Genomic DNA, 21,724 nt, shown 5'->3' with positions numbered 1-21,724 from the left:
GAGCTGGGATCTGCTCTCGGAGTCCGAGCAGCGGGCCGCGCGCCGTTTCACGGTCTTCGCCGGCGGCGCGACGGCCGAGGCCGCGCTGCGGGTGTGCGGCACGGACGGCGAGACGCTGGAGTCGCTGGCCGACAAGTCGCTGCTGGAGCCCGCGGGCGGCGGGCGTTACCGGATGCTGGAGACGATCCGCGCGTACGGCGCCGAGCGGTTGGACGAGGCGGGCGAACGCGCGTCGGCACGGGGCGCCCACGCCCGCCATTTCCTGGACCTGGTGCGGACCGCCGATCCGCGTCTGCGCCGGGCCGAACAGTTGGAGTGGCTGCGGGTCCTGGCGGCCGAGCACGACAATCTGCTGGCGGCCCTGCGCTGGGCGGTCGAGGCTCCGGACCTCGCGACGGCCCTGGAACTGCTCGCCTCGGCCTCAACGTACCTGTGGATCCGCGGCGCGTCCGCCTCGGTCGCCCCGTACGCGATCACGCTGCTGGGCGCCGTCGGCGACACGCCCCCGGACGGGCTCGGCGAGGAGTACGCGACCTGCCTGCTGCTCGCGGCGTCCGGCACCGCCGGGCGACCGGTCTGGCAGCGGCACCGCGCGGCGGCCGAGAAGGCACTGGCCGCCTCCTGGCCGGGCGACCGGGCGGGCCGCTATCCGGCCGCCCTGCTCCTGTGGCTGATGCGGAACGCGAGCGAGACCGACCCCGTGGGCGCGTTCGCGCTCGTGTCGTCCCAGCGGGACTGCCCCGAACCGTGGGCACGGGCGGTCGCCTGGTACGTGACGGGGTTCGGGGCGCTCGGTGAGGGAGACACCGCGGCGGCCGAGCGCGCCGTGGCCACAGCGGTGGAGGGGTTCCGCGCGCTCGGCGACCGCTGGGGCACCGCACTGGCCCTGGACGTGCTGGCCGGTTTCGCGGGCGGACGTGGCGACCGTACGCGGGCCATCGCGCTGACCGACGAAGCCCTCGCCCTCACCGGGGAGCTGGGAGCCCTGGAGGACAGCGCCGACCTGCTGGTCAACCGGGGCGATCAGCTCGATGACCCGGCCGCGGCCCGCGCCGACTACGCGAGCGCCGCCGAGCTGGCCCGCCGCGCCGGCAGCCCCACCTGCCTTGGGGCGGCCCTGCGCGGACTCGGTGACATCGCCGCGCTGGAGGGAGACCTGGACGAGGCGGAACGGCTCTACGGGGAGGCCCTGGAACGCATCGATCCGCACTGGGTCAAGAGCATCGGCAACCGGGTGCGCACCCTCGTCGGACTCGGCCGCGTCGCCGAGGCACGCGGCGACCGGCCGACGGCCCGGAAGCGTTACCGGGAGGCGGCCGAGGTGGCGGGAGACCCGGACAGGCTCCGCCTGATGGGCCTCCCCGAGCCCGTCGTCGAGGCGGTGAGCGAGCGGTGAGTCCGCGGTGAGCCCTCCCGGCCAGGCTCTCCACCATGACGAACCACAACGCACTCAAGAACCGCAACGTACTGATCTCCGGCGCCTCCATCGCCGGCCCCGCCCTCGCCTACTGGCTCCACCGGCACGGCTTCAACCCCACCATCGTGGAACGCGCCCCGGCCCTGCGCGACGGCGGCTACGCCGTCGACTTCCGGGGCGAAGCCCACCTGTCGATCCTCCGCCGCATGGGCATCCTGGACGACCTCGAGCGGGCCCGTACCGGCATGGGCTCCATGTCGTACGTCAACAGCGCGGGAAAGCCGGTGTCCGAGATGCCCGCCGACCTGTTCGCCGGAGACCTCGAAATCCTCCGCGGCGACCTGGCCCGCATCCTCTACGACGCCACCAAGGAGTACACCGAATACGTCTTCGGAGACTCCGTCACCTCGCTCACCGAGGACCCCGACGGCGTGACCGTCACCTTCGAACGCTCCGCGCCGCGCAGGTTCGACCTGGTCATCGGCGCCGACGGGCTGCATTCCAACACCCGCCGGCTGGCCTTCGGCCCCGAGGAACAGTTCGTCAAGCACCTCGGCGTGCACTGCGCGATCTTCACCACCGCCAACCACCTCGGCCTCGACCACACCGGACACGCCTACCGCACCGCGGGCAGGCTCGTCGCGATGTACAGCGCCCGCCACAACACCGAGGCCAAGGCGGTCTTCTACTTCGCCTCACCGAAGCAGGACCTCGACCGCCGCGACGTGGCGCGGCAACAAGCCGCCGTCACCGAGCACTTCACCGGCAACGGCTGGCAGAGCGAGCGGCTGCTGCACGATATGCGCCACGCGCCCGACTTCTACTTCGACTCCGTCGGCCAGGTCCACATGGACAGCTGGACCCGCGGCCGGATCGCACTGCTCGGCGACGCCGCCTACTGCCCCTCCTCCCTCTCCGGCATGGGCTCGGGCCTCGCCCTGGTCGGCGCGTACGTCCTCGCCGGCGAACTGGCCGCCGCGCACGGCGACCACCACGTCGCGTTCGCCCGCTACGAGGAGGAGATGCGCGAGTACGCGACGGGCTGCCAGAAGATGGGCGACGGCGTCGCCAAGCTCATGGTCCCCGGTAACCGCGCCCTCGCCGCGCTGCTCAACGGCTACTACCGGCTCATCCCTTATCTGCCGGGAAAGAACATGGCCGCCAAGATCGCCCGCAAGGCCGCCGAGAACATCGAGCTGCGCGACTACGACGTCCTGGCCAGGCGCTAGCCCAGAAACGCCCGTACGTGCGGCAGCACATCCCCGGCGCGCTTCCAGCCCGCGAGGTGGTCGGCCCCGGCTACGGAGAAGAAGCCGGCGCCGACGCGCTCCGCGAACTGCCGCAGTGGGTCGTGCCAGGGGTCTTCCGTACCGCTGTACATGAGCATGGGGACGGTGGCGGACTCCAGCCGGGAGGCCAGCTCGCCCTCCCGGGAGAACGCCTCGAAGTTGGCGCGGAAGGCCGCCTGGTCCCCGGCGTCGATGACGGCGGCCTGGGCCGGGTCGGCGTGGGCGGCCTGGGTGAGCAGGGCGAACACATCGGTGTCGGAGGGGAGCCCGAACTGGTGCAGCGCGGGGGCGACGGCGGACCCGAAGCCCTCGACGGGGTCCCAGGCGCCGACGACCAGGCGGGCGCACCGCTCGGGGGCATGGATGGCCATACCGAGCGCGGTCAGCGCACCCATCGAGTACCCCCAGAACGCCGCCCGTTCCGCCCCGACCTCGTCCAACACGGCGGTCACCGACGCGACGCGCCGCTCCAGCGCGTACGCCGCGGCCTCATGCGGGCCGTCGCTGGAACCGAGCCCGAGCGGGTCGATGGCGATCACCGTGTGGGTGGCCTCCAACGCCTCGGTGTAGCCGGCGGCGCGCCAGCTCGCGCCGGTCTGGAACATCCCCGGATGCAGGACGAGCGGCGGCCCGTCCCCGGAGAGCTCGTAGGAAATCTTGAACCCATGGCTGCGCGCGATCGGCACTCTCAACCCCTCCACCAGGAACGTTACGACTTGTAACGAGCGCCATCCTGAAGCAACCTTGGACGGCCCGGAAGGAGGCACTTTTATGTCGCAACGGCACACCGGGATAACGGACCAGCTCACCCCACCCCCCTCCGCCATCCACGCCCACCCGCTCGCCGATTGCCCGCTGCGCGAGGTACTGGCGCTGATCGGCGACAAGTGGAGCACCCAGGTGCTGGTCCAACTGGGCGCCGGCCCACGCCGGTTCACCGAGCTGGAGCGGGCCATTGAGGGCATCAGCCGCCGCATGTTGACTCTGAGCCTCCGCAGCCTCGAACGGAACGGCCTGATCACCCGCACCGTCCACCCCGACGCCCCGCCCCGCGTGGAGTACGCCACCACCCCGCTGATCGACGAGATCCGCGACCCCCTGGAGGCCCTGGCAGCCTGGGCCGACCGCAACCGCCCAGCCATCACGGCCGCCCGCCAGGCGTACGACACCGCCCACTGAGGCGGCCCCTCACGCCCATCCCGCAGGCGGCGTCCGGCTGATCTCACACCAGACCACCTTGGACGCGGGGCCCCACAGCTCGCCGGTGAGCGGGAAGTGATTCCAGCTGTCGGCGAGCAGTTCCAGCAGCTGCAGCCCCCGCCCGCATTCGCTGTCCACGTGGATCTCCCGCCGGTTGGGAGGCGCCGCGCTGGTGTCCCAGACCGTCATGCGCAACCTCTCGGCGGACCACTTCACCCGCAGGTCGGCCTCCCCTTCGGCGTGCACGATCGCGTTGGTGAGCATCTCGCTGGCCAGCAGCTCGGCTCGCTCGATCAGTTCGGGCAGCTCATGGGCGGTGAGGGCGGTACGGAGGGAGGCCCGGGCGACGCGGACGGCACGGGGGTCGTGGGGCACGTGCAGGCAGTATTCGAAGGGCGCGACGGCAGGGGTGACGAGGGGCATGTGGGCCTCCTGTGGCGCGGTGGGGGTATGCGAGGGCGGACCGGTGTCATTGCCGCCATGTGGGCATGGCGGTGCGCTTCCGGCTGACCGGATGTTTCGCTCGGTGAGTGATGCGATACTCAACGTAGGGTGCAGCCCTGATGCGTTGCAACCCTTATCCCGGGATTCGCTCCATCGGGTCGGGCCGTGCCATCGTTGCCGTGACAAGCCGTCAGGAGAGAGAAGAACGCATGCCGCCGAGAACCAACCCCACGGCGCGCCAGGTGCGGTTGGCCGCCGAGCTGCGCAAGCTGCGTGAGCGCGCTGGCATGACCGTGCGCGAAGCGGGCGAGCTACTGGGCACCGGCCCCATCCAGATCAGCCACATCGAGGCAGGGCGTATCGGGGTCAGCGAGGAGCGGCTACGACGGCTGGCCGACAACTACCACTGCACGGACGCCGAGCTGATCGATGCACTGGCCGCTATGGCAACCGAGCGGGTGCGGGGATGGTGGGAGAGCCACCGGGGCGTGCTCGGGTCGGCATTGCTGGACATCGCTGCCCTGGAGTGGCACGCCTATGCAATGCGGACACTGGAGGTCGTCCACATCCCTGGGCTGCTCCAGGTGGAATCGCACATGCGGGCCCTGTTCACCTACGCGCGATCGGCGGTCTCCGAGCACATCGAGGAGCTGATCGGCTTCCGGCTACGGCGCCGAGAGGTGCTGGACCGTGACGATCCGCCGGAGTACACGGCGACCATTCACGAGGCGGCGCTGCGTATGAAGGTCGGCGATCGAAGGGTTGCGTGGGAGCAGTTGGAGTACATCCTGGAAAGGTCCGAACTTCCCGGTGTCACCGTGCGAGTGATTCCCTTCGCTGCCGAGGGTTTCGCCGGCATGGGGGACTCCGTGATTTACGCGACGGGACCACTCCCCCGACTGGACACGGTGCAGATCGACCAGGTCCACGGCAGCGCCTTCCTGGACGGGGAAGCGCAACTGGACCATTACCGGCACCGGCTGAGCGCCGCAGAGCGGTTGGCGCTGAGTTCCGAGGAGTCGCGAGACTTCATTCACCGGATCGCACGAGAACTTTGAAGGGTGGAGCATGCACGACATCCCCTGGCGCAAGTCAAGCTTCTCCGGCAACGGAGTGGACAACGCATGCCTGGAGCTCGCCGCCGCCGACGGCGCAATACACCTGCGCGAGAGCGAAGCCCCCAACACAGCCATACGCACCGCCCCACGCCCGCTCGCGGCCTTCATCCGGGCGGCCAAAGCGGGGGAGCTCGACCACTTGCGGTGAGTAAGGGGGCCCGGTCTCGCTGCCCGGGCTGGCCGGAGCCGAGGGCGGCGTGGTGCTGACGGCGCAGGCTTTGGCGGGCGGGTGGGTGGGTGGGAGGCCGTAGTCCTATCATCGGCCGATGCGCGCACACCCTATCGACCGCCCGGCCGATCTCGACGTGGTTCGTGAGTCCTATGACCGCGTGGCCGACAACTACGCCGACATGGTGGTGACGACGGGAGTCGGCGACATCCGTCGCCATCCATGGCTCAAGGCGTCAATCGACGCCTTCGCCGACACCGTGAGCGGCTTTGGGCCTGTCCTCGACGTCGGTTGCGGACCCGGAACGGTGACCGCCTACCTTGCCGAACGCGGACTCGACGTGTCCGGGGTGGATCTCTCCCCTCGTATGATCGAGAACGCACGCCGCCTTCACCCGCAATGCCGCTTCAGCGTCGCCTCTGCCACCGACCTCGACCTCGATGAAGCGTCCCTTGGCGGCGTGCTCGGGTGGTGGTCACTGTTCAACCTCCCCCGCGACGTCCTTCCTCAGGTTCTCGCCCTGTTCGCGCGCGCCCTGAAGCCGGGCGGGCACTTCATCACCGCAACACACGTCGGCGACGAAGACGCGGTGCGCACCGAGGCCTACGGGGGCGTACCCGTTCGTTGGACGACGCACAAATGGCGGCCGGAACAACTCGTGGACCTGATCGAGCAGGCCGGCCTGCACCCGGTCGCCGAACTCCGGCTCCCCCCGGAGGGGCACACCGGGCCGGGTCTGGTCGTCATGGCCAAGCGACCCGGCTGAGAATCAGACGTCGGAAGCGGCACAGGATCCCGTGCCGGGCAAGGCTCCACCCGACCGTCCCCCCGCCCCCTCTCAAAAAAGTGCTTGCTCTGCATCAAGTACCGCATCAAGCGATTATTTAAGAGGGGGCGGGGGAGCTCGACCACCTGCGGCGCGCCAACTCGGCCTCCTGAGCCCGGACTACGGAGGGCTGAGGGGCTGCCGAGGGCGCGGGCGGGCGCGTACGCTCCCTGAGTGATCGACGGGGAGAGCGGGCGAATCGTTGACGGGCGCTTCGAGCTGCTGGAGCGGCTCGGCAGCGGTGGGATGGGTACGGTGTGGCGCGCGCGGGACCTCGCGTTGCATCGGGAGGTCGCGGTCAAGCAAGTTCGCCCGCTCGCTCCGGAGTCGGCGCCCGTGGGCTCCGACGCCTCGCGTGTGCTGCGCGAACGTGTGCTGCGCGAGGCCCGGGCGCTGGCTCGGCTCAGCCATCCTCACGTGGTGACGATTTATCACGTCATCGACGAAGGCGAGGATTCCTACCCCTGGCTCGTCATGGAGCTGGTGCCGGGTGGCAGTCTGGCGGAGCTGCTGGACGAGGGAGCGCCGCTGACGCCGGAGAAGGCCGCTCGGATGGCCCGCCAGGTGCTGGCCGCGCTGCGCACCGCGCACGCCGCCGGTATCCGCCACCGCGACGTGAAGCCGGCCAACGTGATGCTGCGCCCTGACGGCGACGCGGTGCTCACCGACTTCGGAATCGCGGCCCTCCAGCGCACCGGCTCGGTGGAGGGCGGCGCCGGCTCCGCGCCGCTGACCGCGACCGGAGAAATCATCGGCACGCCCGACTACCTCGCCCCCGAACGCATCCGAGGCACGGACGACGACCCCGCCTCGGATCTGTGGTCGCTGGGCATGACGCTGTACGTCTGCGTCGAGGGCCACAACCCGCTGCACCGGCCGACCGCGCTGGCCACCTTGGCTGCGGTACTCGACGGCGCGGTGCCGCCGCCCGTCCGGGCCGGGGCCCTGGGGCCCGTGCTGATGGAGCTCCTCGTACCGGACCCGGCGGCGCGGCCTTCGGCCGAGCGGCTCGACGCGATGCTTGCGCCTGTCGCGGAGGGCGGGGCGGGCTCGACGGTCAGGCTCTCCGAGGCGGACCAGCCCACCCGGACCGCCCAGGTCCCGGCTCCGGGGTCGGACCCCGTGCCACCGTCCACCGCCCCGTCTCGTCGCAGGCGTTCCTGGCTGGTCGCCGGGGCGGCGTTCGTGGCCGCCGTGCTCATCGCGGTCACGGCGTACAGCCTGGGTGGCAATGACGGCAGCGGCGGTAATGGGAAAGAGTCGAAAGGCGGGGACGGCGCGACGAGCCGGTCGAACAAGCTCAAGCTCGTCACGCCCGGGACTCTCACGGTCGCCGTGTCCGGTGTCAGAAGCGGCAGCGCGCATAACCTCGCAGCCGCCGCCGACGACAGCGGCTGGCTCGACACGACCACCGTCGAGGACAGGGACGTCATCGCAAAGCCAGGCGACTGGGTCGGTCTCGACCCCGACCTGGCCAAAGCGCTCGGCGACCGGCTCGGCCTGCGGGTGAAGATCGTCGGCATCGAAGTCTTCGGGCCGGGTAACCCGTTTGATCACCTTGGCCAAAATTACGACATGATCATGCCGAGCTCGGAGTACACCTCCTTCGATGCGAAGGAACGGGAGAGCGTCGACTTCGTTCACTACTTCGATTACGGATACACGGTCTACACCACGTGGAAAACGGCCCAGGGCATCCGTTCGTGGGCCGACCTCTGCGGCATGAATGTCGACTCCAGCAATGAGGAAGCGGTCCAGACCTTGTCCTACAAGGAGTGCGGCCCGGATCCGATCAAGCAGACCTCCTGGGACCCCTTCAAGACCCCGGCCCGCATCCGTGACGGCTCTATAGACGCGGTGGTCACCGACCTTCCGTTCGCCGTCCGCGAGGCGAAGGACTCCAAGGGCGTCCTCCACCTGCCAAAGGGGGACCTGGTCAAGGAGGCCCCTGTCGGCTTTGCCGTGAACAAGTCCAACACCGTGCTGCGCGACGAGCTCCAGAAGGCCCTCAACGCGGTCATGGACAGCGGCGAGTACAACAGGATTCTCGCCGACTGGGACCTTGAGGACGGCGCCGTCTCCACCGCCCGGATCATCCGCGGCTGAGCGGGCGACCGGGGCGCCACCGTCGAGTCCCTGGAGTGATCTGGCTCACATTCTGTCACGGCGATTGATAACGCGGTGTCTTGAGGCCGAACCCTCGCAACGGAGGAGACACCATGACCGAGAACACCGAGACCACCAATGTGATCGTGATCGGCGGCGGATACGCCGGCGTCATGGCGGCCAACCGCATGACGCAGCGCGACGACGTGACGGTGACCCTGATCAACCCGCGCCCGAACTTCGTCGCACGGCTCCGCCTGCACCAGCGGGTGGCCGGCACCCATGACGCGGTCGTGAACTACGAGGACATCCTGGGCAAGGGCATCCGGCTGGTCGTCGACACCGTGGCACAGATCAACGCTTCCGAGCGCAGCGTGACCTTGGCGACGGGCGACAGCATCGGCTACGACTACCTGATCTACGCGGTGGGCAGTGGCAGCGCCGACCCGCGCGTGCCCGGGGCGGCCGAGTTCGGCTACCCGATCGCCACCCTGGAGGAGGCGCAGCGGCTGCGGCCGGTTCTCGACGCCGCGTCCGCCTCGGCCGCGGTGACCGTTGTCGGGGCCGGTCCGAGCGGCATTGAGACCGCCGCGGAGCTGGCGGAGCAGGGGCGCCGGGTGACCCTGGTCTGCGGAGGTCTGCTCGGTCCGTATCTGCACCCTCGGGGGCGACGCGCGGTTGCCAAGCGGCTCGCCAAGCTGGGGGTGACCGTGCTCGACGGCCCGGACACGAAGGTGACGGCCGTGACGCGCGATGCCGTGCGGCTCGGCGATGGCCGCGAGCTCCCGAGTGAGATCACCGTCTGGACCGTCGGATTCGGTGTGCCGGACCTGGCCGCGCGCAGCGGGCTGAGCACCGATGCCCTGGGACGTCTGCTCACGGACGAGACGTTGACCAGCGTCGACGACGAGCGCATCGTCGCGGCCGGGGATTCGGCGGCGCCGTCGGACCTGCCGTTCCGGATGAGCGCCTATGGCGCGGGTTGTCTGGGCGCACACGCCGCCGACACGGTGCTCAACCGAATCGCGGACAAGCGGCCCGCGCCCATCAACCTGTCGTTCCCGGCCATGTGCGTCGGCCTGGGTCGTGGCGCCGGTGTCTTCCAGCTCGCCAACAAGGACGACATCGCGATAAGGCTCTACATTGGCGGCCGCCCGGGCGCGAAGCTCAAGGAGGTCTCCTGCAACTTCAGCGTCAAGCATTTGGCGGTCGAGGCGCGCAAGCCCGGTTCGCACCACTGGCCCAAGGGCGACAAGCGCCGGCAGCTGCTGCAGGCCAAGCGTGGCGCGGCGTCGGCCACCCTGAACGCCGAACCGGCAGCCTGACCAGGAGCAACATATGAGCGATCACGCCGTCAACGAGGCGACCGAGACCTTCGTCGGCTACCGCAACCTGCTCTTCACCGTCGCCTACGAGATGCTCGGTTCGGCCGCCGACGCCGAGGACGTCCTCCAGGAGACCTGGCTGCGCTGGATCGAGGTCGACCTGGGGCAGGTGCAGGACCAGCGCGCGTATCTGGTGCGGATGACGACCCGCCAGGCGCTCAACCGGCTGCGCACCATGACGCGCCGTAAGGAGGCGTACGTCGGACCCTGGCTGCCCGAGCCGCTGCTGACCTCGCCGGACGTGGCCGGGGACGTCGAGCTCGCCGAGAGTGTGTCGATGGCGCTCATGCTCGTGCTGGAGACGCTGTCGCCGACGGAGCGCGCCGTCTTCGTGCTGCGCGAGGTCTTCGACGTCGGCTACGACGAGATCGCGGCCGCCGTCGACAAGAGCCCCGCGGCGGTGCGCCAGATCGCGCACCGCGCCCGTCGGCACGTGGATGCCCGCCGCCCTCGTACGGTGGTCTCCGCGAGCAGGACTCGGGCGGCTCTGGAGTCGTTCCAGCGGGCGCTCGCCACCGGGGACCTCCAGGGTCTGCTCGACGTACTCGCCCCCGAGGTCGTCCTGATGACCGACGGCGGCGGCGTCAAGCAGGCCGCGCGGCGGCCGGTCATCGGCGCCGACAAGGTGGCCCGTTACATCGTCGGCGGCTCGGCCGGAGTCACGCTCACCGGTGAGCCCACCGTGGTCAACGGCAGCCCGGGGCTCGTTCTGCGGGTGGACGGCGAGACGGACGGTGTCATCGCGATTCGTATCGAGGACGACCGCATCGTCGGGCTCTACTACGTCCGCAACCCCGAGAAGCTGACCCGCGTCGGGTCCGAGACCCCGCTCACCCTGCGGTAGTCACTCGGACACGCACCGGGCGGCCCGTTCCAGCAGGAGGTCGCGCTCGCGGGCGTTGTGGGTCTGGGTGGCGGCCCGCTCGAATTCGGCGCGGGCCTCGGCGGCGCGGCCCAGGCGTTCCAGGAGGTCGCCGCGGACGCTCGGCAGCAGGTGGTAGCCCTTGAGGGCCGGTTCGTCGGCGAGGGCGTCGACCAGCGGGAGGGCGGCCGCGGGGCCCTGGGACATGGAGATGGCGACGGCTCGGTTGAGCTCGATCACGGGGGAGGGGGCCAAGGCCATCAGCCGGCCGTACAGGGTGGCGATGGTGGCCCAGTCGGTGTCCTCGTAGCGAACCGCCTGGGTGTGGCAGGCGGCGATGGCGGCCTGGAGCGAGTACGGGCCGTGGCCGGCGCGGTGGAGGGCTTCGACGCCGCGGCGGAGGAGGAGACGGTTCCATTTGGCGCGGTTCTGGTCGGCGAGGAGTACGGGTTCGCCGTCGGGGCCGGTGCGGGCCGGGATACGGGAGGCCTGGAACTCCAGGAGCGCGGCGAGGCCGTGGACCTCGGGTTCCTTGGGCATCAGTCCGGCCAGGACGCGGGCCAGGCGGAGGGCGTCCTCGCACAGGGCGGGGCGGACCAGGTCGTCGCCCGCGGTGGCGGAGTAGCCCTCGTTGAAGATGAGGTAGATGACCTCGAGGACGGAGTCGAGGCGGGCGGCGCGGTCGGCGCCGTACGGGACCTCGAAGGGGACGTCGGCCTTGGCGAGCGCGCGCTTGGCGCGGACGATCCGCTGGGCGACGGTCGGCTCGGGGGCCAGGAAGGCGCGGGCGATCTCCTGGGTGGTCAGCCCGCCGAGCAGCCGCAGGGTGAGCGCGGCCCGGGCCTCGGTCGACAGCACGGGGTGGCAGGCGGTGAAGATCAGCCGCAGCAGGTCGTCGTCGATGTCCTCGGCGGGGTCCTCGGAGTACTCGGGCGGGGAGGTCTCCGTGAGGGCCCGGCCGACCTCGGCCAGCTTGCGCGCGTACGTCTCCTTGCGGCGTACGAGGTCGATCGCGCGGTGCTTGGCGGTGGCCATGAGCCAGGCGCCCGGCTTGTCCGGTACGCCCGACTCCGGCCACTGCTCCAGCGCGGCGACCAGAGCGTCCTGCGCGAGCTCTTCGGCGATGCCCACATCCCGCACGATGCGGGTGACACCGGCGATGATCCGCGCGGACTCGATTCTGAAGACCGCCTCGATCGCCTGGGTCGCCTGGGTCGATTCTGAGCTTGCTCCCGTCACGTCCACCCATCAGAGCAGCCGCATCAGAACGGGGCAAGCGCGACCGGTCAGCCCTCGGCGATCTCGCGGACCTCGGCCGTGATGGTCCAGTAGTCCTCGTGGGTCTGCAGGAACCGCTTGGTCCACTCCAGCGCCTCGGCCTTGTCCTTGGCCTGGACGATCGAGTAGCCGCCGATGACCTCCTTGCTCTCGGTGAAGGGCCCGTCGGTGTAGCTGAGCTTGCCGCCGGACCAGGTGACCCGGGTGCCCTCGGAGGTCGGGGTGAGCCCGGCGGTCTCCAGCATCACCCCGGCCTTGGTGATCTCCTCCAGCAGCGCGCCCATGCGCTCCTGGAGCTCGGGGCTGGGGCCGTCGGCGGGGGCGTTCTGCTCGTCGATGTGGATCAGCGTCATGAAGCGCGGCATGGTGGCTCCTTGGTTCCTTGGTTCTGCGGTTCTTTGGTACGGAGGCGGGGACTCCCTCTCCGCTCTCACCCTTGCGTCGAACGGGAGGCGGCCGGATCGACAGCCCCGGCAAAAAATCTTGGAAGAGTTTTCGCCCTGTGCGGCCCCGTGCGGCCCCGTGCGCTCGGGCGCACGATGGTAAGGACGTCGGCAGGGAAGTAGGGACGTCGGCAGGGAATCGGCAGGGAAGAGGATGAGTACCGGTCGCCCACCACCCCGTCATCCCCTACGCCGCACCCGCCAGGCGGTGCGCGGCGGCGGGAGCGAGCGCACCGATCGGATGCTGCGGACGCTGCTGCGCCGCCGCAAGGAGCCGCTGACCATCTCGGACGTCACGGTCGTCGATCGGATGGGGCTGCGCCGGGCCGTCGCCGCGACGGCGGTGGGCAACATGATGGAGTGGTTCGACTTCGGCGTCTACGCGTACGTCGCGGTCACCCTCGGCAAGGTCTTCTTCCCGTCGAGCTCACCGGCGACCCAGGTGGTCTCCACCTTCGCCACCTTCGCGGTCGCGTTCCTGGTGCGCCCGCTGGGCGGGCTGGTCTTCGGGCCGCTGGGGGACCGTATCGGGCGGCGGCGGGTGCTTTCGACCACCATGATCATGATGGCGATCGGCACCTTCGCGGTGGGGCTGCTGCCCAGTTACGCGGCCATCGGCTTCGCGGCCCCGTTGCTGTTGCTGGCGTGCCGGGTGGTGCAGGGGTTTTCGACCGGGGGCGAGTACGCGGGGGCGACCACGTACATCGCGGAGTTCGCCCCGGACCGGCGCCGCGGCTTCCTGGGCAGCTGGCTGGACTTCGGGACGTTCGTCGGTTACTCGCTGGGGTCCGGGGTGGTCACGGTGTTGACCGCCGTGCTCGGCGAGCGGGGGATGGTGGACTGGGGCTGGCGGGTGCCGTTTCTGATCGCGGGGCCGCTCGGGCTGATCGGGCTGTATATGCGGCTGCGGCTGGAGGAGACCCCGGCGTTCCGGCAGGAGGCCGAGCGGGCGGCGGAGGCGGTCGGCGCCGGGCGCGGGGACGTGGATCCGGTGGAGGAGGCGCGCCAGTCCGGTAGGGGCAGGCTGAAGGAGATCTTCACCCGGCACTGGCAGGCCGTGCTGATCTGCATGGGTCTTGTGCTTCTCTACAACGTCACCAACTACATGGTGACGTCCTACCTGCCGACGTATATGACCTCCACCCTCGGCCAGGACGCCACCACGGCCCAGGTGCTGGTGCTCGCCACCATGATCCTCGTCGCGCTGACGATCACCGTGGTGGGCCGCTCATCCGACCGCTGGGGGCGGCGGCCGATGTTCATGGCCGGCAGCGTGGCGATGATCGCGCTCGCGATCCCGGCGGTGCTGCTGATCCAGGCGGGCGGGATTCTGATGCCCGCGGTGGGCTGTGTGATCCTCGGGCTGCTGCTGGTGATCTTCGCTGGGACCAGTGCGGCCACACTGCCCGCGCTGTTTCCGACCCGGCTGCGCTACGGCGCGCTGTCGATCTCGTTCAACATCTCGGTGTCGCTGTTCGGCGGCACCACCCCGCTGGTCGCCTCCTGGCTGGTGGCGACGACCGGCGACAACCTGGTGCCGGCGTACTACCTGATGGCCGCGGGCTTCGTCGGGCTGGTCTCCGCGCACTTCCTGCACGAGACGGCGGGCATGCCGCTGCGTGGTTCGGGGCCCATGGTGGAGACCGTCGAGGAGGCGCGGAGGCTGGTGGCCGTGAGCCGGGCTCGGGCCGGGCGGCGGGCGCGGGATGTGTGGATCAGGCTGCGCCACCCGTGGGCGGCGCACCGGCACCACAACGACAGCGACGACGGTGGGGAGCGGTGAGCCGTTTCGGTTCGTCCGGCATATGCGCGGGCGGGGCTTTCAGGCGCACGATGGAAGTACGGCACAGGAGGTACCGCCATGTTGGAAGTCAAGACGATCGAAAAGCCCGACGAGCGGCGTGACTTTCCCCGGGGCCACATCGAGGTCCTGCACCTGAGCGGTCTCGATTTCGCCGTGGGCACCTTCGAGCCCGGCTGGCGCTGGACGGAGTCCGTCAAGGAGATAGCCGGCACGGACAGCTGCGAGGTGGAGCACCGCGGGATCGTGGCCCGGGGGCGGATGCGCATCCGGATGGATGACGGGGCGGAGTCCGAGGTCGGGCCCGGCGATGTCTATGTCGTCCCGCCGGGGCATGAAGCGCGGGTGGTCGGTGACGAGGCCGTCGTGCTGTACGACGTCGGCGGCGAGATGGCCACCGAGTACGCGAAGGCGAAAGGACCGAGCTGAGTGGCGATGGGGGACACGGGCGTCGCCGGGCGAGGCCCGGCGGCGTCCCTCGTGCTCACGCCCGGCCCAGCGCCCTGGTGAGCGTGATCTCGATCAGCACCCGGTCCGGGTTGGGGGAGGGGGTGCGCTCGTAGCGCTCGGCGTAGCGCCGCACCGCGTCCTCGATGAGGTCGGCCTCGGTACGCACCACCGCCCGGCCCTCGAGCGTCGCCCACCGCCTCCCGGCGAACTGGCAGACGGCGACGGGCGCGCCGGAGGGGCCGGCCGCCTGGATATGGGCGACCTTGCGGCTGTGCTTGTTGGCGATGACGCGAGCGATTCCGGCCGCCGGGTCGTATGTGACACCGACGGGGACCACATGCGGCGTGCCGTCGGGGCGCGGTGTGGTCAGGGTGCACACATGGCGCTCGCGCCAGAAGGCGAGGTAGCCGGGGCCGGGGTCGCGGGGGTCGAGGGCCATGGTGGTCAATCTATCGGCTGTGCTGTTCACGGTGGCCGCCGCTCCCGACCCCTCACACTCGAGCACTTGAGTGGAATAGACTCAACTTTACGGATGTTGGGCACGGCAGGGATTGAGTACGAACTGAGTGCCACCAGCGCGATGAGGAGGAACACGGGGACGTGGACGCCGAGCTGACCAACAAGAGCCGGGCGGCGGTGAGCGCCGCCAATGACCGAGCCGTCTCCGCGGGGCATGCGGACCTGACGCCCGCGCATCTGCTGCTGGCCCTGCTGCAGGGCCAGGACAACGAAAACCTGATGGATCTGCTGGCCGCCGTGGACGCCGATGTGGCGGTCGTACGGGATGGCACCGAGCGGCTGCTGGCCGGGCTGGCGAGCGTGCGCGGGTCGACCGTCGCCCCGCCGCAGCCGAACCGCGAGCTGCTGGCGGTGCTCGCGGACGCCGCCGAGCGCGCCAAGGACCTGGGCGACGACTACGTCTCCACCGAGCATCTGCTGATCGGTATCGCCGCCAAGGGCGGCCGGGCCGGGGAACTGCTGGCGGAGCAGGGGGCGGGCGCCAAGAAGCTGCTCGCCGCGTTCGAGAAGGCGAGGGGCGAACAGCGGGTGACCAACGCGGACCCGGAGGGCACGTACAAGGCCCTGGAGAAGTTCGGCACCGACTTCACCGCCGCCGCGCGCGACGGCAAGCTCGACCCGGTCATCGGCCGGGACCAGGAGATCCGCCGCGTCGTACAGGTGCTGTCGCGGCGCACCAAGAACAACCCGGTGCTGATCGGCGAGCCCGGCGTCGGCAAGACGGCCGTCGTCGAGGGCCTGGCGCAGCGGATCGTCAAGGGCGATGTGCCCGAGAGCCTGCGGAACAAGCGGCTGGTGGCGCTGGACCTGGGCGCGATGGTCGCGGGCGCCAAGTACCGCGGTGAGTTCGAGGAGCGGCTGAAGACCGTCCTGGCCGAGATCAAGTCCAGCGACGGCCAGATCATCACGTTCATCGACGAGCTGCACACCGTGGTCGGCGCGGGCGCCGGCGGCGACTCGGCGATGGATGCGGGCAACATGCTCAAGCCGATGCTCGCCCGCGGCGAGCTGCGCATGGTGGGCGCCACCACGCTCGACGAGTACCGCGAGCGGATCGAGAAGGACGCCGCGCTGGAGCGCCGCTTCCAGCAGGTGCTGGTCGCCGAGCCGACCGTCGAGGACACCGTCGCCATCCTGCGCGGGCTCAAGGGCCGCTACGAGGCGCACCACAAGGTGCAGATCGCGGACGGCGCGCTGGTCGCCGCCGCGACCCTCTCCGACCGCTACATCACCTCCCGCTTCCTCCCCGACAAGGCCATCGACCTGGTCGACGAGGCGGCCTCCCGGCTGCGTATGGAGATCGACTCCTCGCCCGTCGAGATCGACGAACTCCAGCGCTCGGTCGACCGGATGAAGATGGAGGAGATGGCGCTCGCCCGGGAGACCGACGAGGCCAGCAGGCAGCGGCTGGAGAAGCTGCGCCGCGACCTCGCCGACAAGGAGGAGGAGCTGCGCGGGCTGACCGCGCGCTGGGAGAAGGAGAAGCAGGGCCTCAACCGGGTCGGCGAGCTGAAGGAGAAGCTGGACGAGCTGCGCGGCCAGGCCGAGCGCGCCCAGCGCGACGGGGACTTCGACACCGCGTCCAAGCTGCTGTACGGGGAGATCCCCGCGCTCGAACGCGAGCTGGAGGAGGCATCCGAGGCCGAGGCCGAGGTCCAGGAGGGCCGCGGCACGATGGTCAAGGAGGAGGTCGGCCCCGACGATGTGGCCGATGTGGTCGCGTCCTGGACCGGCATCCCCGCCGGGCGGCTGCTGGAGGGCGAGACCCAGAAGCTGCTGCGCATGGAGGACGAGCTCGGCAAGCGGCTGATCGGCCAGCTCGAGGCCGTACGGGCGGTCTCCGACGCCGTACGCCGCACCCGGGCCGGTATCGCCGACCCGGACCGGCCGACCGGATCGTTCCTCTTCCTCGGCCCGACCGGGGTCGGCAAGACCGAGCTGGCCAAGGCGCTCGCCGACTTCCTCTTCGACGACGAGCGGGCCATGGTCCGCATCGATATGAGCGAGTACGGCGAGAAGCACAGCGTCGCCCGGCTGGTCGGCGCGCCCCCCGGCTACGTCGGCTACGAGGAGGGCGGCCAGCTGACCGAGGCGGTGCGCCGCCGCCCGTACAGCGTGGTGCTGCTCGACGAGGTCGAGAAGGCCCACCCCGAGGTCTTCGACGTGCTGCTCCAGGTCCTGGACGACGGGCGGCTCACGGACGGCCAGGGCCGGACCGTGGACTTCCGGAACACCATCCTGGTCCTCACCTCCAACCTCGGCAGCCAGTACCTGGTGGACCCGCTGCTCGGCGACGAGGAGAAGAAGCAGAGCGTGCTGGAGACCGTGCGGACCTCCTTCAAGCCGGAGTTCCTGAACCGGCTGGACGACCTGGTGGTCTTCACCGCGCTCAGCGGCCCCGAGCTCGCCCGCATCGCCGAGCTGCAGATCGAGCGGCTCGCCGAGCGCCTGGCCGAGCGGCAGCTCAAGCTGGACGTCACCGCGGCCGCGCTGGCCTGGCTCGCGGAGGAGGGCAACGACCCGGCGTACGGGGCGCGGCCGCTGCGCCGGCTGATCCAGACGGCGATCGGCGACCGGCTCGCCAAGGAGATCCTGGCGGGCGAGGTCAGGGACGGCGACACGGTCCGGGTGGACCGGATCGGCGACGACCTGCTGGTGGGCCCGGCGCAGTAACAGTCCGCCCGCACTTGCACGCCGGGGGCGGGTGTGAGGGAGGATGGCGGTATCCAGACGAAGGGAAATCCACGGTGAGCATCGACCCGTCCTCGATTCCGAATTTCGGGGGCCAGCCCGAGCCGCAACCGACGGGTCCGACGGGCCCCGTGCTGCCCGACCAGGACCTGGTCAAGCAGCTGCTGGAGCAGATGGAGCTGAAGTACGTCGTCGACGAGGAAGGGGACCTCGCCGCGCCGTGGGAGCAGTTCCGCACCTACTTCATGTTCCGTGGTGAGGAGGAGCAGCAGGTCTTCTCGGTCCGGACCTTCTACGACCGGCCGCACGAGATCGACGAGAAGCCGCGACTGCTCGAAGCGATCGACGACTGGAACCGTCGCACGCTGTGGCCGAAGGTCTACAGCCACACCAACGACGACGGCACGGTCCGGCTGATCGGCGAGGCGCAGATGCTGATCGGCACCGGCGTCAGCCTGGAGCACTTTGTGTCCAGCACGGTCAGCTGGGTGCGGGCCTCGATCGAATTCGACAAGTGGTTGGTCGAGCAGCTGGGCCTGGAGGCCGATATCGAGTCCGACGGCGACGACAAGCCGGACGACGACGAGGCCTGAGGACGACGGGGCCTGACGGCCTGAACCGCCCCGGGCCTTGATGGCGGCTGCGGTCTCGATGACGGCTGCCTACATCGGGATGCGGGCCACGGTCAGCAGATACGTCCCATAGACGAAGGAGAGCCCGGCCAGCGTGCCGCCGGTCAGCACGGCGGTGCGCGGCCGGGCTCTCGCCATCGCCATGGCCACCGGGAGCAGCAGCGGGAAGGCGGGCAGCAGGAAGCGCGGCTTGGAGGCGAAGTAGTTGCTGCCGCCGAGGGTGATGGTGACCAGCACCAGCGTGTAGACGAGCAGCGAGAGCGGCGGCCGGTCGGCCGTGAGCAGCGCGAACAGCACCAGTGCGACGCCCAGGATCACCAGCGCCACGAAGTACGCGAACGACGCCTTGCTGATCAGCAGGTGCCGGATGAACCGGAGGGCGTTCACACCGAAGTCGAACCGGGACCCCCATTCGTCCTGGACGGCGAAGTAGCCGTGCCAGCTGCCGCGCCGGTAGCCCACCCAGGCCAGATAGCCGAGCCACCCCAGCGGTGAGAGGGCAGCGCCCGCCCACACCCGCCACGACGCTTGGCGTCCCAGCACTTCGGTGGCGGCACAGCAGCAGACCGCCGCCACGACGGCGATGCCGTTGGGCCGGGATGCCCCGGCCAGTAGGGCCAGCGTCCCCGCCCACAGCCAGCGCCGGGTCAGGACCGCGTACAGCGACCAGGCGGCCAGCGCGGTCAGCAGCGGTTCGGTGTACGCCATGGACTGCACGATCGCGTGCGGCAGCAGCCCCCACAGCACCACCAGCGCCGTGCCCACGCGCCGCCCGTGCAGCCGTTCCCCGACGGCGTGGATCCCCCAGGCCGCCACCCCCGCCGAAACCCAGGCGACCACGAGCCCGGCGGTCACCGCGGTGATGGGCAGGAAGATGGTGAGGGTCCGCATGAGCATCGGAAACAGCGGAAAGAAGGCCATGTCGCTGAAGGTGACGCCGTGCTTGGCGGGGTCCGGCGGGAGGGTGCTGTGGTAGCCGTGCCGGACGATGCCCACGTACCAGACGCTGTCCCAGGAGTAGCCGAGCAGCGTACGCGGATGTTTGCCGACCCACCCGGCCCAGACCGCCATGGACACCAGCCCGATCAGCCGGCTGGCGGCGTACAGCCCGAGCGCGGGCGCGGCCCGGCGCAGCGATGCGCACAGGCGGATCGTGGCACTGAGCGGAACCGGGGGCGGCGCCGGGGGCTCCGGAGCCCGTATGGGCGCGCTGGTGTCGGCGGACACGGGGCACCTCCGGAGGGGGTACACGCGGCTGTCGCGTGCCGAGCCCCGGGAATGCGGCGGGGCCCGGCACACCACGACCATGCGCGACGCCGCGCCTGCCCGCGACCGGGGTGACCCGTACGGGGGGGCTGGGGCCGGCTCAGCCCGCGAGGCTCTTGAGGCGGGTCGACGCCTCTTCGAGGACGCTCTCGCGCTTGCAGAACGCGAAGCGGACGAAGGGGGCGCCCTGGTCCTGGTGGTCGTAGAAGACGGCGTTGGGGATCGCCACGACGCCGCACCGCTCGGGGAGGGCGCGGCAGAAGGCGAAGCCGTCGGTCTCGCCGAGGGGGCGGATGTCGGTGGTGATGAAGTAGGTGCCGGAGGGGCGGAAGACCGTGAAGCCCGCGTCGGCGAGGCCGCCGGCCAGCAGATCGCGCTTGGCCAGCAGGTCCTCGCGGATGGTGTGGAAGTAGCTGTCGGGCAGGCGCAGCGCCTCGGCGACCGCGTACTGGAAGGGGCCGGAGGAGACGTAGGTGAGGAACTGCTTGGCGGAGCGTACGGCCGCGACCAGCTCCGCCGATCCGGTCACCCAGCCGACCTTCCACCCCGTGAAGGAGAAGGTCTTGCCCGCCGAGCTGATGGTGACGGTGCGCTCGCGCATACCGGGGAAGGAGGCGAGCGGGGTGTGCTCGGCGCCGAACACCAGGTGCTCGTAGACCTCGTCCGTCACCACCAGCAGATCGCGCTCGACCGCGAGCTCGGCGACGGCCGCCAGCTCCTCGCGGGTGAGGACGGTGCCGGTGGGGTTGTGGGGGGTGTTGAGGAGGATGAGCCGGGTGCGGTCGGTGACCGCGGCGCGCAGCTCGTCCAGGTCGAGCCGGAAGGCGTCGCCGTCGGGGCGGAGGGTGACCGGGACGCGGGTGCCGCCGGCCATCGCGATGCACGCGGCGTACGAGTCGTAGTACGGCTCCAGGGCGATCACCTCGTCGCCCGGCTCCAGCAGCGCGAGCAGCGAGGCGGCGATGGCCTCGGTCGCGCCCGCGGTGACCAGCACCTCGCGGTCCGGGTCGTACGACAGTCCGTACCACCGCCGCTGATGCTCGGCGACGGCGCTGCGCAGCTCGGGGATGCCAGGACCGGGCGGGTACTGATTGCCGCGGCCGTCGCGCAGCGCGCGGACCGCCGCCTCGCGCACCTCTTCGGGGCCGTCGCTGTCGGGGAAGCCCTGGCCGAGGTTGATCGAGCCGGTCTCCACGGCGAGCGCCGACATCTCCGCGAAGATCGTGGTGCCGAATGCGGCCAGGCGGCGGTTGAGCAGCGGTCGTCCCATGGGGGTCATCCTCCGCCCAACCTCTGGACTTCCTCAACTCCGCTTTGACCCCTCAGGGGCCCGGGCATCGTTCTTAACAGGTACGGACCGGTACCTCGCTACGGGGGAAACGGAAGGGAGCGTGAGGTCCGATGGCCTTCATGGTCGTGCTGATCGTGGTGGCGTTCGCCGCCGCGGCGCTGGCCGCGCTCGGCACCGCGCGGACCCGGCGGGCCAGGGCCTGGGGCACTTCCGCGTACGGCGGCAGGTCCCATGGCAGCTGGTGGGCCGGCTCCGACGGGTTCGGGGGACACAGTCACGGGGGACACGGGGGACACAGCGGAGGACATCACCACTCGTGCGGTGGCAGCGGGTCGTCGTGTGGGGGCGGCTCGTCTTGCGGCGGCGGCGGAGGTGGTGGCTGCGGAGGGGGCAGCTGACTCACGGGGGGTCGGCTTCTCCATCCGCCCCGTGCGCCCGGCCTGCCCAAGCACGCCCGGCGCACCGGGGGTTTGCGCCAGTGCCGATTTATAAAAATTAAAGATATGGGCCCCCAGGGGTGGAAACCAGGCGAAAATA

The 21,724-nt window shown here is 70.5% G+C and carries 20 protein-coding genes; 13 read left to right on the top strand and 7 right to left on the bottom strand.

Annotated features, from left to right (window positions below):
• Positions 1-1,396, top strand: a 1,396-nt coding sequence (locus ACFV2X_RS49510; RefSeq protein WP_385629495.1) for an ATP-binding protein, incomplete at its 5' end; no start/stop codon positions are given.
• Positions 1,397-1,431: 35 nt separating this feature from the next.
• On the top strand, positions 1,432-2,646 hold the full coding sequence (locus ACFV2X_RS49505; RefSeq protein ID WP_385629492.1) for an FAD-dependent monooxygenase: 1,215 nt from the start codon (positions 1,432-1,434) through the stop codon (positions 2,644-2,646).
• Here the strand turns inward: ACFV2X_RS49505 and ACFV2X_RS49500 are convergent.
• The gene (locus ACFV2X_RS49500; protein ID WP_385629489.1) at positions 2,643-3,392 is read right to left on the bottom strand and encodes an alpha/beta fold hydrolase; all 750 of its coding nucleotides are present in this window, start codon (positions 3,390-3,392) and stop codon (positions 2,643-2,645) included. The two genes, ACFV2X_RS49505 and ACFV2X_RS49500, sit on opposite strands and share 4 nt — an antisense overlap.
• Before the next feature lie 85 nt (positions 3,393-3,477).
• Between ACFV2X_RS49500 and ACFV2X_RS49495 the strand changes: the two genes are divergently transcribed.
• The gene (locus tag ACFV2X_RS49495; protein WP_385629486.1) at positions 3,478-3,885 is read left to right on the top strand and encodes a winged helix-turn-helix transcriptional regulator; all 408 of its coding nucleotides are present in this window, start codon (positions 3,478-3,480) and stop codon (positions 3,883-3,885) included.
• A 9-nt stretch (positions 3,886-3,894) separates the two neighbouring features.
• Here the strand turns inward: ACFV2X_RS49495 and ACFV2X_RS49490 are convergent, their stop codons facing one another.
• Positions 3,895-4,329, bottom strand: a complete 435-nt coding sequence (locus ACFV2X_RS49490) for an ATP-binding protein (RefSeq protein WP_385629485.1) — start codon at positions 4,327-4,329, stop codon at positions 3,895-3,897.
• Positions 4,330-4,559: 230 nt separating this feature from the next.
• On the opposite strand from ACFV2X_RS49490, the gene ACFV2X_RS49485 reads away from it, so the two are divergent.
• From ACFV2X_RS49485 to ACFV2X_RS49460, 6 genes are all read left to right on the top strand, one after another.
• Entirely contained in the window at positions 4,560-5,408 is an 849-nt protein-coding gene (locus ACFV2X_RS49485; RefSeq protein WP_385629482.1) for a helix-turn-helix transcriptional regulator, read from the top strand.
• Between the two features lie 10 nt (positions 5,409-5,418).
• Positions 5,419-5,616 carry a DUF397 domain-containing protein gene (locus tag ACFV2X_RS49480; protein ID WP_385629480.1) on the top strand — a complete coding sequence of 66 codons (198 nt, stop codon included), beginning with the start codon at positions 5,419-5,421 and terminating at the stop codon, positions 5,614-5,616.
• Positions 5,617-5,734: 118 nt separating this feature from the next.
• Positions 5,735-6,403, top strand: coding sequence for a class I SAM-dependent DNA methyltransferase (locus tag ACFV2X_RS49475; RefSeq protein ID WP_385629478.1), 669 nt, complete (start codon positions 5,735-5,737; stop codon positions 6,401-6,403).
• A gap of 234 nt (positions 6,404-6,637) precedes the next feature.
• The gene (locus ACFV2X_RS49470) at positions 6,638-8,569 is read left to right on the top strand and encodes a serine/threonine-protein kinase (protein WP_385629476.1); all 1,932 of its coding nucleotides are present in this window, start codon (positions 6,638-6,640) and stop codon (positions 8,567-8,569) included.
• A gap of 113 nt (positions 8,570-8,682) precedes the next feature.
• Positions 8,683-9,894 carry an NAD(P)/FAD-dependent oxidoreductase gene (locus ACFV2X_RS49465; RefSeq protein ID WP_385629474.1) on the top strand — a complete coding sequence of 404 codons (1,212 nt, stop codon included), beginning with the start codon at positions 8,683-8,685 and terminating at the stop codon, positions 9,892-9,894.
• Between the two features lie 13 nt (positions 9,895-9,907).
• Positions 9,908-10,798, top strand: a complete 891-nt coding sequence (locus ACFV2X_RS49460; RefSeq protein WP_385629471.1) for an RNA polymerase sigma-70 factor — start codon at positions 9,908-9,910, stop codon at positions 10,796-10,798.
• Here the strand turns inward: ACFV2X_RS49460 and ACFV2X_RS49455 are convergent, their stop codons facing one another.
• Positions 10,799-12,055: an RNA polymerase sigma factor gene (locus ACFV2X_RS49455; protein WP_385629468.1), complete on the bottom strand. Its 1,257-nt coding sequence runs from the start codon at positions 12,053-12,055 to the stop codon at positions 10,799-10,801.
• A gap of 47 nt (positions 12,056-12,102) precedes the next feature.
• A complete protein-coding gene (locus tag ACFV2X_RS49450) occupies positions 12,103-12,459 on the bottom strand; it encodes a YciI family protein (protein WP_385629464.1) in 357 nt (118 codons plus the stop codon).
• Positions 12,460-12,778: 319 nt separating this feature from the next.
• Here ACFV2X_RS49450 and proP point away from each other — a divergent pair, with 319 nt between their 5' ends.
• Positions 12,779-14,320, top strand: coding sequence for a glycine betaine/L-proline transporter ProP (gene proP / locus ACFV2X_RS49445; protein ID WP_385629504.1), 1,542 nt, complete (start codon positions 12,779-12,781; stop codon positions 14,318-14,320).
• Between the two features lie 78 nt (positions 14,321-14,398).
• Positions 14,399-14,767 (top strand): cupin domain-containing protein, encoded by a 369-nt coding sequence (locus tag ACFV2X_RS49440; protein WP_385629462.1) that lies wholly within the window; start codon positions 14,399-14,401, stop codon positions 14,765-14,767.
• Positions 14,768-14,822: 55 nt separating this feature from the next.
• Here the strand turns inward: ACFV2X_RS49440 and ACFV2X_RS49435 are convergent, their stop codons facing one another.
• Entirely contained in the window at positions 14,823-15,227 is a 405-nt protein-coding gene (locus ACFV2X_RS49435) for a pyridoxamine 5'-phosphate oxidase family protein (RefSeq protein WP_385629459.1), read from the bottom strand.
• Between the two features lie 161 nt (positions 15,228-15,388).
• Between ACFV2X_RS49435 and clpB the strand changes: the two genes are divergently transcribed.
• Together clpB and ACFV2X_RS49425 are read left to right on the top strand one after the other, a co-directional pair.
• On the top strand, positions 15,389-17,980 hold the full coding sequence (clpB, locus tag ACFV2X_RS49430) for an ATP-dependent chaperone ClpB (RefSeq protein ID WP_385629456.1): 2,592 nt from the start codon (positions 15,389-15,391) through the stop codon (positions 17,978-17,980).
• A gap of 74 nt (positions 17,981-18,054) precedes the next feature.
• Positions 18,055-18,591 carry a YbjN domain-containing protein gene (locus ACFV2X_RS49425; protein ID WP_385629453.1) on the top strand — a complete coding sequence of 179 codons (537 nt, stop codon included), beginning with the start codon at positions 18,055-18,057 and terminating at the stop codon, positions 18,589-18,591.
• A 69-nt stretch (positions 18,592-18,660) separates the two neighbouring features.
• On the opposite strand, the gene ACFV2X_RS49420 is transcribed toward ACFV2X_RS49425, so the two are convergent.
• Positions 18,661-19,857 (bottom strand): hypothetical protein, encoded by a 1,197-nt coding sequence (locus tag ACFV2X_RS49420; RefSeq protein ID WP_385629449.1) that lies wholly within the window; start codon positions 19,855-19,857, stop codon positions 18,661-18,663.
• 139 nt (positions 19,858-19,996) lie between these two features.
• Positions 19,997-21,175 carry a pyridoxal phosphate-dependent aminotransferase gene (locus ACFV2X_RS49415; RefSeq protein ID WP_385629446.1) on the bottom strand — a complete coding sequence of 393 codons (1,179 nt, stop codon included), beginning with the start codon at positions 21,173-21,175 and terminating at the stop codon, positions 19,997-19,999.
• Positions 21,176-21,724 lie beyond the last annotated feature (549 nt).

Source organism: Streptomyces sp. NPDC059679, assembly GCF_042734105.1.
Taxonomy (GTDB): Bacteria; Actinomycetota; Actinomycetes; order Streptomycetales; family Streptomycetaceae; genus Streptomyces.
The sequence above is the reverse complement of the archived record's forward strand: the minus strand, read 5'-3'. Positions and strand labels throughout refer to the sequence as shown.

Bases quoted from the DNA above. Each gene is read 5' to 3' on its own strand.
- ACFV2X_RS49505 (WP_385629492.1), top strand. From the start codon at position 1,432: ATGACGAACCACAACGCACTCAAGAACCGCAACGTACTGATCTCCGGC.
- ACFV2X_RS49495 (WP_385629486.1), top strand. From the start codon at position 3,478: ATGTCGCAACGGCACACCGGGATAACGGACCAGCTCACCCCACCCCCC.
- ACFV2X_RS49490 (WP_385629485.1), bottom strand. From the start codon at position 4,329: ATGCCCCTCGTCACCCCTGCCGTCGCGCCCTTCGAATACTGCCTGCAC.
- ACFV2X_RS49485 (WP_385629482.1), top strand. From the start codon at position 4,560: ATGCCGCCGAGAACCAACCCCACGGCGCGCCAGGTGCGGTTGGCCGCC.
- ACFV2X_RS49480 (WP_385629480.1), top strand. From the start codon at position 5,419: ATGCACGACATCCCCTGGCGCAAGTCAAGCTTCTCCGGCAACGGAGTG.
- ACFV2X_RS49475 (WP_385629478.1), top strand. From the start codon at position 5,735: ATGCGCGCACACCCTATCGACCGCCCGGCCGATCTCGACGTGGTTCGT.
- ACFV2X_RS49465 (WP_385629474.1), top strand. From the start codon at position 8,683: ATGACCGAGAACACCGAGACCACCAATGTGATCGTGATCGGCGGCGGA.
- ACFV2X_RS49460 (WP_385629471.1), top strand. From the start codon at position 9,908: ATGAGCGATCACGCCGTCAACGAGGCGACCGAGACCTTCGTCGGCTAC.
- ACFV2X_RS49450 (WP_385629464.1), bottom strand. From the start codon at position 12,459: ATGCCGCGCTTCATGACGCTGATCCACATCGACGAGCAGAACGCCCCC.
- proP (WP_385629504.1), top strand. From the start codon at position 12,779: ATGCTGCGGACGCTGCTGCGCCGCCGCAAGGAGCCGCTGACCATCTCG.
- ACFV2X_RS49440 (WP_385629462.1), top strand. From the start codon at position 14,399: ATGTTGGAAGTCAAGACGATCGAAAAGCCCGACGAGCGGCGTGACTTT.
- ACFV2X_RS49435 (WP_385629459.1), bottom strand. From the start codon at position 15,227: ATGGCCCTCGACCCCCGCGACCCCGGCCCCGGCTACCTCGCCTTCTGG.
- ACFV2X_RS49415 (WP_385629446.1), bottom strand. From the start codon at position 21,175: ATGACCCCCATGGGACGACCGCTGCTCAACCGCCGCCTGGCCGCATTC.